This window comes from Streptomyces sp. NPDC002156, from assembly GCF_053593675.1.
Genome location: NZ_JBSFDA010000128.1, coordinates 1 through 12,508, shown reverse-complemented (window position 1 = coordinate 12,508; position 12,508 = coordinate 1). Strand labels below are relative to the sequence as shown.

General features: G+C 70.0%; 11 protein-coding genes. 4 read left to right on the top strand and 7 right to left on the bottom strand.

Going from position 1 to position 12,508, the window contains the following annotated elements; translation table 11 throughout:
- Positions 1-87 precede the first annotated feature (87 nt).
- The 3 genes from ACWCRB_RS36100 to ACWCRB_RS36090 form a co-directional block, all read right to left on the bottom strand.
- Positions 88-867: a hypothetical protein gene (locus tag ACWCRB_RS36100; RefSeq protein WP_451000085.1), complete on the bottom strand. Its 780-nt coding sequence runs from the start codon at positions 865-867 to the stop codon at positions 88-90.
- Between the two features lie 103 nt (positions 868-970).
- The gene (locus ACWCRB_RS36095; RefSeq protein WP_451000084.1) at positions 971-1,222 is read right to left on the bottom strand and encodes a chaplin; all 252 of its coding nucleotides are present in this window, start codon (positions 1,220-1,222) and stop codon (positions 971-973) included.
- Between the two features lie 293 nt (positions 1,223-1,515).
- Positions 1,516-1,926 (bottom strand): rodlin, encoded by a 411-nt coding sequence (locus ACWCRB_RS36090; protein WP_451000083.1) that lies wholly within the window; start codon positions 1,924-1,926, stop codon positions 1,516-1,518.
- A gap of 250 nt (positions 1,927-2,176) precedes the next feature.
- Between ACWCRB_RS36090 and ACWCRB_RS36085 the strand changes: the two genes are divergently transcribed.
- The 3 genes from ACWCRB_RS36085 to ACWCRB_RS36075 all read left to right on the top strand — a co-directional run bounded on the left by ACWCRB_RS36085 (position 2,177) and on the right by ACWCRB_RS36075 (position 4,362).
- Positions 2,177-2,587 carry a rodlin gene (locus ACWCRB_RS36085; RefSeq protein WP_451000082.1) on the top strand — a complete coding sequence of 137 codons (411 nt, stop codon included), beginning with the start codon at positions 2,177-2,179 and terminating at the stop codon, positions 2,585-2,587.
- Positions 2,588-2,680: 93 nt separating this feature from the next.
- The gene (locus ACWCRB_RS36080; protein ID WP_451000081.1) at positions 2,681-3,778 is read left to right on the top strand and encodes an LCP family protein; all 1,098 of its coding nucleotides are present in this window, start codon (positions 2,681-2,683) and stop codon (positions 3,776-3,778) included.
- A 176-nt stretch (positions 3,779-3,954) separates the two neighbouring features.
- Entirely contained in the window at positions 3,955-4,362 is a 408-nt protein-coding gene (locus ACWCRB_RS36075; protein ID WP_451000080.1) for a rodlin, read from the top strand.
- Positions 4,363-4,450: 88 nt separating this feature from the next.
- Here ACWCRB_RS36075 and ACWCRB_RS36070 read toward each other — a convergent pair whose 3' ends face one another.
- Entirely contained in the window at positions 4,451-6,391 is a 1,941-nt protein-coding gene (locus ACWCRB_RS36070; RefSeq protein WP_451000079.1) for an AMP-dependent synthetase/ligase, read from the bottom strand.
- 126 nt (positions 6,392-6,517) lie between these two features.
- On the opposite strand from ACWCRB_RS36070, the gene aroQ reads away from it, so the two are divergent.
- Entirely contained in the window at positions 6,518-7,117 is a 600-nt protein-coding gene (gene aroQ / locus ACWCRB_RS36065; protein WP_451000078.1) for a gamma subclass chorismate mutase AroQ, read from the top strand.
- Between the two features lie 103 nt (positions 7,118-7,220).
- Here aroQ and ACWCRB_RS36060 read toward each other — a convergent pair whose 3' ends face one another.
- From ACWCRB_RS36060 to ACWCRB_RS36050, 3 genes are all read right to left on the bottom strand, one after another.
- Positions 7,221-8,825, bottom strand: a complete 1,605-nt coding sequence (locus ACWCRB_RS36060; protein WP_451000077.1) for a YfbK domain-containing protein — start codon at positions 8,823-8,825, stop codon at positions 7,221-7,223.
- A 157-nt stretch (positions 8,826-8,982) separates the two neighbouring features.
- Entirely contained in the window at positions 8,983-9,906 is a 924-nt protein-coding gene (locus ACWCRB_RS36055) for an ABC transporter permease (protein ID WP_451000076.1), read from the bottom strand.
- The gene (locus ACWCRB_RS36050) at positions 9,903-12,506 is read right to left on the bottom strand and encodes an alpha/beta fold hydrolase (RefSeq protein ID WP_451000075.1); all 2,604 of its coding nucleotides are present in this window, start codon (positions 12,504-12,506) and stop codon (positions 9,903-9,905) included. The genes ACWCRB_RS36055 and ACWCRB_RS36050 overlap by 4 nt, the downstream gene beginning before the upstream one ends.
- Between the last annotated feature and the right edge of the window lie 2 nt (positions 12,507-12,508).

The window sequence follows — 12,508 nt, the reverse complement described above, 5'->3', positions numbered from 1 at the left end:
CGCAGTTCCCCGCGCCCCTGAACGAGCCCCGCGCGCCCCTTACGGGGCTTGCGGGGCTCGTTCGAGTTGCGAGGGCTTACCCGTGTCTCACTCGTGGGCGCCTGGGCCGCCGCGTCGGCCTCGTCTGTACAGGACGAATCCACCCGCGATCATCGCGACACTGACCGCCGAGGCCGCCAACAACTCCTCCCGACTGCCGGTCGGCGGCAGGTGGGGCGGCTTCGTCGGCGGGGTGGTCGGCGGGGTGGTGATGGGGGGCGTCGTTGTCGTCGGCGGGTGCGTGGGGGGCTTGGTCGGCGGCTTGGTCGGAGGCTTCGTGGGCGGCTTGGTCGGGGGCTTCGTCGGGGGCTTGGTGGGCGGCTTCGTCGGAGGCTTGGTCGGCGGCTTCGTCGGGGGCTTCGTCGGGGGCTTGGTGGGCGGCTTCGTCGGAGGCTTGGTCGGCGGCTTCGTCGGGGGCTTGGTCGGAGGCTTGGTGGGGGGCTTCGTGGGCGGCTTGGTCGGAGGCTTGGTCGGAGGCTTCGTGGGCGGCTTCGTGGGCGGCTTCGTGGGCGGCTTCGTCGGAGGGCCCGTTGGCGGACCCGTTGGCGGACCCGTCGGGGGCTTCGTCGGTGGGGTGTCGCCGTAGCCGCCAGGCGGGTTCGAGTCGCCGTGGCCGGGGCCGTTGTCGTCCTCGTGGCCGTAGCCGTTGTTGCTGCCGTGGCCGTTGGTCTCGGCGGGGTCGTCGTGCGGGGCTCCGTGTGCGGCCGGGGGGTTGGTGCAGGAGGTGCCGCAGGTGTCCACGTCGGCCAGGGCCGGAATGCCGTACAGGGTCAAGAGGCTCGTCGCGGCGGCCGCCACGACCATCCCCCTGCTCAGAGTGGGTCGCATTCTGATTATCTTTCTAATGGGAGAGGTGAGAAAAAGCCGGCCTTGGCACCGAGAGGCAATCCAAGACCGGCCCAGACACCGCCGAACGGCAGGTGCGACGACCTCAGTCGTTGACGCAGGTGTTGCCGAACGCCGGGTTCAGCAGCGCGATGATGTTGATCGAGTTGCCGCACACGTTGATCGGAACGTGGACGGGAACCTGGATCACGTTGCCGGAGAGCACACCCGGGGAGTGGGCGGCGAAGCCCTCGGCCTCGGCGTCCGCGAACGCCGGGGAGGCCATTCCGAGCGCCATGATCGCGCCGGCGATGACAGCAACGCTCTTCTTCATGAAGTTTCCCTTCTCTGCGGTCATGCCCCTATGTCGGCCGAAACCGAGCGAGCACACATGAACGGCTCGCACCATGACCGGCAGTTGTAAAACGAGAGATAGACAGCCGAAGAAACTACGGAACGTGATCCGGCGGGTAATTCACTCGAACGCCCCGAAGCAGCGGATAACACGGTCCACACGAAAGGCTGAAGAAATCCGGGACTCGGGAAGGCACAGAAACGCAGGCAGCCCCCGCACATGGTGCGGGGGCTGCCTGGGCTGCTTCCGTGGGCGACCGGACGGTTGTTGACGACCGGTCAGCCGACGGCGACAGGTCAGCTGTTGGCGATGCCGTTGCCGGACAGGACCGGGATGTCGCTGAGGACGTGCGACAGCGGCTCGTCGCCCTTGGCCTGCGTCGAGTTCTCGGCGCACTGCTGGTTCTGCGGGGCCGACAGGATCGGGATGTCCTGGACGGCGATCGGCACCCCACCGAGGACGGAGCCCACGTTGCCCTTGACTGGCAGACCGACACAGAGCTTGTTCAGGGTGCCCTGCGCCAGGCTCATCTGAGGGCTCATGTCGCCCTTGGTCAGGGAGTTGCCGAACTTCGAGACCGCCCCGTTCCCGCTGACGGACGTCGTGCCCCCGTCGTCCGCTGTGGCAAGCGCCTGAGGGGCGGTCGCCGCCGAGACTCCGACGACGGAAACCGCTACCGCCGCCGCGGCCATTGCCTTCTTCAGCATTTCGCTTTCCTTTCCTGGCAGAGACACACGTTCCTGCTCCGACATCAACCGGATGCACGGGGATTGGTTTCGTTCGTTCACCCGGTTGGCCCGTTCCCAGCCTGGAAATTCGTGGAACCGCTCGGCTCACGCCCCCTCAGCAACGCTTCTTGTTGTGGGCCATCGGAGTGAACCGGAGCAACTATGCGGGCTCAAGGCAGTTGATCAGAGCGCTCCGGTGGACGGGGTTTCTTCCGAAGGGACACAGCAAGTGATCAAGAAGGTTATGGCTGCCGCCGCAGTCGCCGCTTCCGTCATCGGTGCTTCCGCCGCGGTCGCCCCGCAGGCCATGGCGATCGCCAACGACGGTGGCACGACCTCCATCAGCGGCAACGGCGCCGAGCAGAAGTACGGCAACTCGGCTACGTACGGCAACATGAGCCCGCAGATGGCGCTCATCCAGGGTTCCCTGAACAAGCCTTGCATCGGCCTCCCGGCGAAGCTCAACCTCGGGTCCGCCGCCGGCCTGGTGCCGATCGCCGTCCAGGACATCAACGTTCTGTCGGCCCCGCAGAACCAGCAGTGTGTCGAGAACTCGACGCAGGCCAAGGGCGACGAGCCCCTGTCTCACATCCTCAGCGACATCCCGGTTCTGTCCGGCAACGGCGTGGGCAACAACTGAGACGACTGAGTCGGGCGTACGTCCGGGCTCTCTTCGAGTTCTCACCAGCGGGCCGTCGAATTCTCGGCGGCCCGCTGGCCTACGTTGCGTCAGGTGACGACGAGACACCCTTTGTTCCGGTTTTCCCGTCTTTCCCTCCTGCCCCGCCCCTCTCGCCTCTCCCGGCTGTGCGGTGTCGCGGTGCTGTGCGCGGCGACCGCCATCGGCTGCGGTACATCCGAGCAGCCGCCGCTGACCCCCGTGGGCGGCGCCGCCCCCGCCAAGGGCACCGACATTCTGCTGCTGGGTACGGACGGCCGCAGCACCATCACCGAGAAGGAGCGCCGCAAGTTCCACGCGGGCGGCGTTCCCTGCAACTGCGCGGACGTGATGATGCTCATCCATGTGTCCGCGGGGCGCGACCGCGTCAGCGTGATCGGCCTGCCGCGCGATTCCTTCGCCACGATTCCCGCGTACAGACCCACACCGTCCGGACGGCAGCGCCCCGCGCATCCCGCGAAGCTCAACGGCGCGTACGCGGAGGGCGGCGCGCGGCTCGTCGAGCGGACGGTGGAGGCGGTGACCGGGGTGAGTGTCGAGCAGTATCTGCAGCTCGACTTCCGGCGGTTCATCGACGCCGTCGACCAGGTCGGCGGGGTCGAGGTGTGCACCGCGCGGCGGCTCAAGGACCCCAAGACCAAGCTGAATCTGGCGCCGGGACGGCATCTGCTCAAGGGCGGGCAGTCCTTGCAGTACGTCCGCTCGCGGAAGGTCGACCGGAGTGCCGACCTGGGACGGATCCAGCGGCAGCAGCGGTTCCTGGTCGCGGCGCTGGAGCAGCTGACCGCCCGGAAGGTGCTCACCGACCCCGTCCTCATGGGCCGGGTCGCCCGGACGCTGCTCGGTCCGGCCAAGGTCGAGCAGGGCTTCGGGAAGGACGGCGTGAAGGCGCTCGTCACGCTCGCCTCGACGCTGAGCAAGGTGCCTGCCACGCGGACGGAGTTCGCCACCGTGCCGGTCGCCGGGTTCAACCCGCCGATGGACGGCATCGGTTCGACGCTGCGCTGGCACGACGCGAAGGCGAAGGCGATGTTCACCAAGGTGCGCGAGGACCGGCCGCTGATCGCGGCGGGCGCGGATCCCCGGCCCGCCGATCCGCCGGTGTTCGGGAAGGAGGTACCGGTGCGCGGGAACCGGCTGGTGTGCCCCTGAGCAGGCCCGGTCGTCCTCGTTCCCGTCGGGAGGGAGGCGGTGCTGTTCCCCCGGACGGCCGCTCGTACACCTCGCACGCTGGGCCAATCGGGGCAATCATCGCAACCCCGGCCGGGGTTCGGCCGTTGACGATCACGCAGCTCCTCACCGGAGTCCGCTTTTCGAAGGGAATGAACATGAAGAAGCTGTGGGCTACCGCGGCCCTCGCCGCCTCCGTCGCCGCTCTCTCGGCCACGGCAGCACCCCAGGCCATGGCGATCGCCGATGACGGTGGCACCACTTCCGTCAGCGGCAATGGCGCCGAGCAGGAGTTCGGCAACTCGGCCACGTTCGGTGACATGAGCCCGCAGCTCTCGCTGGTCCAGGGTTCGCTGAACAAGCCGTGCGTCGGCCTCCCGGTCAAGGCCAACATCGGTTCCCTCGTCGGCGTGGTGGGAGTCGCCGTTCAGGACATCCCGATCCTGTCGGCCCCGCAGAACCAGCAGTGTGTCGAGAACTCGACGCAGGCCAAGGGCGACGAGCCCCTGTCGCACATCCTCAGCGACATCCCCGTGCTGTCCGGCAACGGCGCCGGCAACCACTGAGCCTCCCCGCTCAGTTGCGGCGGCGGGTCACCGGATCTCCGGTGGCCCGCCGTTCGGCGTTTCTACCGTTTCTACGGGGCTATGTCAGTCACTTGCTGTAGAGCGCCGCGATCTCGGCCGCGTACGCCTCCCGTACCGCATGGCGTTTGACCTTGAGGGACGGGGTGAGCTGGCCGTTGTCCTCGGTGAACTCGCCCTCGACCAGGGTGAAGGCGCGGATCGACTCGGCCCGGGAGACCGCCGCGTTGGCGTGGTCCACGGCCCGCTGGACGTCGGCGCGCATCCGGGGGTCGCCGATCACCTCGGACATGGGGGTGTCGGCCGGCATCCCCCGTACCGCCAGCCAATGGGCGACGGAGTCGGGGGCGAGGGTGATCAGGGCGGCGACGAAAGGGCGGTTGTCGCCGACGACCATGCACTGGCCGACCGGGGCTCGGCTGCGCAGCCGGTCCTCCAGGACGGACGGGGCGACGTTCTTGCCGCCGGAGGTGACGATGATGTCCTTCTTGCGGCCCGTGATGGTGAGGTAGCCGTCGTCGTCGAGGGCGCCGAGGTCGCCGGTCGCGAACCAGTCGTCGCTGCTCAATACCGCGTCCGTCGCCGCCGGGTTGTTCCAGTAGGCGCCGAAGACGACCCCGCCCTTGACGAGGACCTCGCCGTCGTCGGCGATCCGGACGGCGGTGCCGGGGACCGGGAGGCCGACCGTGCCGGGGCGGGGGGCCAGGGGCGGGACGAGGGTGGCGGCGGAGGTCGTCTCGGTGAGGCCGTAGCCCTCGTAGACGATGATTCCGGCGGCGTAGAAGAAGAGGCTGAGGTCGCGGTCGAGCGGGGAGCCGCCGCTGATGGCGTACCGCATGCGTCCGCCCAGCTCCTTGCGGATACGGCGGTACACGAGCAGGTCGTACAGGGCCCAGGCCGCGTAGAGGGACGGTCCGGGGCCCTTGGCGGCTCTGCCGCCTGCCGCGAGGAACTTCTCCAGGTATGCCTCGGCGAAGCGGACGCCTACGCGGTGGGCGCGGTCGAAGGAGGCGGCGCGGCCCATCTTCTCGGCGGTCGCGCGGCCGGTGGCGTGGATCCGCTCGAAGAGGTACGGGACGCCTACCAGGAAGGTCGGCCTGAACTCCCGCAGTACCGGGCGGAGTTCGTCGGGCTTGATGCTCGGGAAGTGGCCGATCTCGATACGGGCCATCAGACAGCCGATCTGAAGGGCCCGGCCCATGATGTGGGCGAGGGGGAGGAAGAGGAGGGTGGAGGCGGTCTGGCCGGTGACCTCCTTGAAGATCGGGTGCAGCAACTCCACGACGTTCGCGGCCTCGTTGTGCAGGTTGGCGTGGGTGAGGACGCAGCCCTTCGGCCGGCCTGTGGTGCCGGAGGTGTAGCAGATGGTGGCGGTGGTGTCGGGGGTCAGGGACGCGCGCCGCTTGGTCACCTCCTCGTCCGGCAAGTCCCTTCCCAGGGCGGCGAGTTCGGCCATCGCGCCCTCGTCCAGGGTGAGGATGCGCGGGGGTTGGGGGTGGGCGGCCGTGCCGGTGGTGACGGTGGCCGTGTTGTCGGGCGTCTCCGTGACGACCAGACGGGCCCCCGAGTCCCTTACGATCCAGTCGACTTGGGCGGCGGACGAGGTGGCGTAGACGGGGACGGTCTGGCCGCCGGCCGCCCAGATGGCGAAGTCCAGGACCGTCCACTCGTAGCGGGTACGGGACATCACCGCGACCCGGCCGCCCTGTTCGAGGCCCGCCGCGATCAACCCCTTTGCGGTGGCGGTGACTTCGGCGGCGAAGGCGGCGGCTGTGACCGGACTCCAGGTGCCGTCGTCCGCTCGGCGGCGCAGGATCACCGCGTCGGGGGCCTCGGCGGCGTTGGTGTAGGGCAGGTCGGCGGTGCTGCCCGTGGTGGGGGCTGCCACCATCGGGGCGGCACTCGCCTCGCGGACGGTGCCGGTCCGCTCGTCGCGGACCAGCTCGATCCGGTGGCGGGCCGCCAGATCGGTGCGGCGCTTCGCCTGCTTCAGGTCCTTGCGTACGCCCATGTCGCCGACTCCCGGTGGTGGTCTTGGTCCTCCTGAGTTCGAGTCAAGTTACTTGGGCGTAGCGGAAGTTCAATGGGTTGCGCAGGAACAGATATTTTGTTGTCACCCCCCACTGAAAGGAATCCCATGCGTTCCGTTCTTGTCGCTGTATGCGCGTCGGCGGTCTTCGGCGTGTGCGGTGCGGTGCCTGCCGTCGCTCAGACTTCGACTCCGGTACAGGCAAACGCCGTTGCCTCCTCCTCCGTACTTTCCCTTGCCCCGCTGACCGACCTGTTCGCCGAGCGGCTGCTGGTCGCCGACAAGGTCGCCGCCGCCAAGTACGGCACGGACAAGCCGATCGACGATCCGGTGCGGGAGCAGCAGATCCTGGATGACGTGTCTTCGCGGGCCGTTGGGCTCGGACTCGATCCGGCGGCGGTCGCTGCCGTGTTCCGGGATCAGATCGAGGCGAACAAGGTGGTTCAGCGGGGGCTGTATGCGCGGTGGGACGCGCATCCTGAGCTGCGGCCTGTCGAGCGGCCTGATCTGGTCACGGAGGTTCGGCCGGTGCTGGATCGGATCACTACGGAGTTGCTCGGGGTGTTGGCGGAGACGGAGGGGGTTCGGTCGGGGGGTGGGTGTGAGGTGCGGCTTGTGGTTGCGGCGGGGCGCTCCGCGCGGGGGTACGGGTTGGACGGGTTGCATTTGGTGGGGCTTGGGCGGGCTGTTCCGTCTGTGTGCGGTTAGCGTGGATGGGTGGTTCTTTGGCCGCGGGTCGATGGGGGCTGGTCGCGCAGTTCCCCGCGCCCCTGAAGGGGCGCCCGTCGCACCCGGAGTTCCCCAGCACCGTTCAGTCCTTGTATCGCCTCGCCTGGTCTATTGCCTCTGCCAGTTGGTGTACTGCCTTGTCCTCTGTGGTGGTTGCCAAGTCGTGGGCCCTCTCTGTCAGTTCGCCCAGGGTTGGGGCTGCGGGGAGGGTGGGCCAGCGGTCGTCGCCCCTGCGTAGGGCGTCGGCGAAGTACGCGGCCACCGCTGTCACCTGGAAGCGGGACGGGGTGTCCCAGAGGGTGTCGTTCAGCCTCTTCGACTCCAACTGGCCCGATTCCTCGTGGGGTTCGCGGGTTTCGGGGTCCTGCCAGCGGACCGTTGCCGTGGCCAGGTGGCCCGAGGCGGACTGCTTGGTGCGGACGGCGTACAGGGCGGTGACCGTGTGGCCGGGGCCCACCTCTCCGCCGTCGACGCTGTCGTCGCGGAAGTCGTCGTCGGCGACCCGGCGGTTGTCGTAGCCGATCAGTCGGAACTCGGCGACCGTCTCCGGGTCGAAGGCGACCTGGGCCTTGGCGTCGCGGGCCGTGAGGTCGATGTTGCGCGGGAGCTGCTCGCAGAACACCTTGCGGGCGTCGGTCTCGTTCGAGACGTAGGTGGTGTGGCCGTCGCCCTTGTCTGCGAGCTGTTCCATCAGGGCGTCGCCGTAGTCGCTGCCGACGCCCACGCCGAAGAGGGTGATGCCGTGTTCGCGGCGGGCGTCGGAGATGCGGTCGAGGATCGAGTCGGCGTCCGTGTCGCCTGTGTTGGCCAGTGCGTCCGAGACCAGGACGACCCGGTTCGTGGCGTCCTCGCGCAGGCCCTCCACCGCTGTGGCGTAGCCGGTGCGGACGCCCGCGCCGAGGTTGGTCGACTCGGTGGGCTCCAAGTCGTCGATCGCGTCGTGGACTTGGTCCCGGTTGTCGTCGAGGCGGGTCATCGGCAGGACGGTCTCGGCCTCATCGCTGAAGGTGACGATCGCGACGGAGTCGTCGTCGCGCAGTCGGTCCGTCATCACGCCGAGGGAGTCCTTGGCGAGGTCGAGGCGGCCGGGCTCGGCCATGGAGCCGGAGATGTCGATGACGAACGTGAGGGCGGCGGGCGGGCGTTCGCCCTCTTCCCCGGCGGGGCGGGTGGCCAGGCCGACGCGGACCAGGGACCAGTCCTCGCGGTCGGTGCGGGCGCCGTCGACGGTGACCGAGAAGCCGTTGCCGTCGGGGCGTTCGTAGTCCTGGCGGAAGCTGTTGACGAACTCCTCCGGCCGGACCGTCGACGGGTCGGGGAGGCGGCCGTCGGCGAGGGTGCGGCGCGCGTAGCCGTACGAGGCGGTGTCGACGTCGAGGGCGAAGGTGGAGAGGTAGTCGGGGGACGGGGCGAACTCGCCTTCCGTCTCTCCTTCCGTTGCCCCCTCCGTGGTGCCTTCGCGTGCGCTCCCGTCGCCGTCCTGCAGTTCGCCGGAGCCGTCGGGCACGGAGGGCGCGTAGCCCCCCGAGCCGCCGCCGGAGTCCTGTTTGCCGGTCTGGCCGTAGCCCTGGCCGCTGTCGCCGCTGCTTTCGCCGACACCCCCACTGCAACCGGTGAGCAGCAGGCCGCTCGCGGCCGTCAGCGCGATCAGCGCACTGCGCAGTTTCCGTATTCGGTTCCGCTCCATCTGCCGTGCCCCCTCCGTCGGTTGACGTCGGCCGACGTCAACTTCTGTGACTGTGACGGCGAAGGGGGCCGGAATGTGCGGTACGGGGTGTTGCGGATGGATCTCGAAGTGGCCACGAGGGGTGGCCTCCGAGACCGGTAGGTGATCCTCCGGTGACCTAGGAGACGACGTCCTTGCGGGCGAAACCCCGGAAGGCCAGGGCGAACAGGACCAGGGCGTACGTTACCGAGATGGAGACGCCCTGGATCATGTCGGTGTAGTCGGGGTTCGGGTTGACGACGTCCAGCCAGGCGTACTGCCAGTGCGTGGGCAGGAAGTGGCGCCAGTCGCCGAGGGCGGTGACCTCGTCGAGGACGCTGCCGACGATGGTGAGGCCGACGGCGCCGCCGACCGCGCCGAGCGGGGCGTCGGTCTTCGTGGAGAGCCAGAACGCCAGGGCGGCGGTGACCAGTTGGGACACGAAGATGTACGCCACGGTGATCAGCAGGGCCTGCGCGGCGGTGCCCGGGGCGATCTCACCGCCGGTGGGCAACTCCAGCGGACCCCAGCCGTACGCCACCGAGCCGACGGCGAGCGCGACGACCGGCAGCAGCACGAGCGCCGCCAGGCTGAGGGTGAGTCCGACGGCGAGCTTGGACCACAGCAGCCGGGCGCGCGGCACGGGGGCGGCGAGGAGGTAGCGCAGGGAGGACCAGCTGGCCTCCGAGGCGACCGTGTCGCCGCAGAACAGCGCGACGGGGATGACGAGCAGGAAGCCCGCCGCGGCGAACAGGTTCACCGCGGCGAAGTTCGCGCCGGACGCGGTGGCCGTGTCCATCAGGTTCACCCGGGTGTTGCCCTCGCCGGGCGTGCCGCCGACCTGGAAGGCGATCAGCAGCACGAGGGGCAGGGCGAACAGGATGCCGCCCATGACCATGGTGCGGCGGCGCTTCAGCTGCCGGACCAGCTCGACCCGGAAGGGCAGGGTGCGGCCCGCGCGGTAGCCGTCGGCGACCTCTACGGGCGTCTTGGGCCCCTTGGACTCCTTGGGCTCCGTGGGCCCGGGGTCTGCGTGCTCGGCACGCTCGGCCAGCGTGCTCATGCGGACTCTCCGATCAGGGTGAGGAAGGCGTCTTCGAGGCGGCGGTGCGGGCCGACCGACTCCACGGGGACCTCCAGCCGGACCAGTTCGGCGACCAGCCGGCGGGCGTTGCCGTCGGTGTCGAGGCGGACCACCAGGCCGCCGTCGGCGCGGACGGCCGAGTCGACGCCGGGCAGGGCGGCGATCTTCTCGACGAGGGGCTCGTCCACGGGCTCGGACGTGCCGACCAGCAGGGTGTCGCCGGAGCCGACGATCTCGCTCACGGGCCCCGCCTGGACGAGCTTGCCGTGGTCCATGACGACGAGGTGCGTGCAGGTCTGCTCGACCTCCGCGAGGAGGTGGCTGGAGACGATGACCGTCCGGCCGGCTTCCGCGTACCGGATCATCACCTCGCGCATCTCGCGGATCTGCGGCGGGTCGAGGCCGTTGGTCGGTTCGTCGAGGATGAGGAGGTCGGGCAGGCCGAGCATGGCCTGGGCGATGGCGAGGCGCTGGCGCATGCCCTGGGAGTAGGTGCGGACCGCGCGGGCCAGGGCGTCGCCGAGGCCGGCGATCTCCAGGGCCTCGTCCAGGTGGGCGTCCTCGGTCGGGCGGCCGGTGGCTGCCCAGTACAGCTCCAGGTTCTCCCGGCCGGACAGGTGCGGGAGGAAGCCCGCGCCCTCGACGAAGGCGCCGACGCGGGAGAGCACCGGGGCGCCCGGCACGATCGCGTGGCCGAAGACGCGGATCTGGCCGCCGTCCGGCTGGATCAGGCCCATCAGCATGCGCAGGGTCGTGGTCTTGCCCGCGCCGTTCGGCCCGAGCAGGCCCAGGACCTGGCCCTTCTCCACGCTGAAGGTGAGATCGCGGACGCTGTAGCGGTCGCCGTTCTTGTACTTCTTGCTCAGATCGGTGATCTGGAGCGGGACCTCGGCGAGCGCGGGGTCGGGGGCCGGGGTGACGATCCGGCGGCGGCCGGTGACCAGCAGGAGCGCGGCGATCAGGGCGCCGGCGATCGGCAGGTACCAGACCCAGGCGGGCAGGACGTCCGTACGGTCGGCGCGGCCGAGCGGCGTGGGCACCTCCAGGTCGCCCTTGAGGGAGACGGTGTACGTCGCCGGGGTCAGCGGGGAGGCGTAGCCGAGGTCGGTGGAGGCGAGGACCAGGCGGAGGCGGTGGCCGTCGTCCAGTTCGTGGTCGATGGCCGGGAGGGTGAGCTTCACGTCCTTGCCGGCCTTGGCGCCCTCGACCCGGATGGGCTCGACGAGCTGGGAGGGCAGCACCTGGGAGCGACCGTCGGCGCCGACGTCGTACACCTTGGCGAAGAGGACGGCGTCCTCGCTGGTCGACTTCACATGGACCGTGGCCGTGGGCGAGCCGGTGATCTGGAGGTCGTCCGTGACGGGCTTCGACTCGAACGCGGCGAACTGGCCGGGGAAGTCGAGGGAGATGCTGACGCCGAGCGAGGACAGCTGGGAGAGGCCGCCGCCGGCGCCGAGGCCGGGCAGGGCCGACACGGCGGGCGGGCTGGCGCCGGCCGGGTTCTCGAAGGTCTGCTCGCGTCCGGTGAGGGCGATCGACTTCGGGTCGCTCTCCAGGCCCGGGTAGGTGTCGTCGGTCGTACCGGCGAGGCGGGGCTCGCCGTCTCCGGAGCCGGAGCCGAGGGTACGGGTGACGCGGAACGCGGAGCCGGTATCGGCGCCCTTGTCGTCCTTGAGGTAGCGGTCGAACCAGGACTCGACCCGGGACTGGACGCGGGAGGACTCCATGTCGCCGCCGTCGTGGCCGCCGGAGATCCAGTCGACGTCCACGGGTGCGCCGTTGGCCTTGATCGCCTTGGCGGCGGCGTCGGCCTGGCCGAGCGGGAAGAGGGAGTCGGTCTGGCCCTGGATCAGCAGGGTGGGCACCTTGATGCGGTCGCCGACGGCTTCGGGGCTGCGCTCGTCGAGGAGCTTCACCGCTGCGGCGTCGGGCTGCCCGGACTCGGCGACCCGCTGGTACATCTCGCAGAGCTGCGTCTCAAACTCGGCGCAGCCGCCGCCGGTGTTGAAGAAGATGCCGGCCCACAGCTTCTTGAAGACGCCGCCCGGGAAGAGGGCGTCCGAGAGGTTCCAGTAGGTGATGGCCGGGGCGATGGCGTCGACCCGCTGGTCGTACCCGGCGGCGAGCAGCGAGATGGCGCCGCCGTAGGAACCGCCGGCCATGCCGACGCGCGGGTCGCCCTTCTTGTCGAGCTGGACCTCCGGCCGCGCGGCCAGCCAGTCGATGAGCTTCGAGACGTCGGCGACCTCGGCCTTCGGGTCGTTCAGCCCGATCTTGCCGGTGCTTCTGCCGAAGCCGCGCGCGGACCAGGTCAGTACCGCGTACCCGTCGCGGGCGAGGTCCTGGGCCTGGTCGCGCAGGTCGTCCTTGCTGCCGCCGAAGCCGTGCGCGAGCAGGACGGCGGGGCGGCGGTCCTTGCTCGACCCCGCCGTGAAGTACGACGTGTCGATGCGCACCCCGCCGCCGACGTCCATGACCCGGTCGGCGCGGTGCACCGCGGGCGCGTCGTCGGAGGCGACGGCCGTCCACGTACCGGCACCGGCGAGCAGGACGACGGCGGCGGCCGCGACGGCGATCAGCC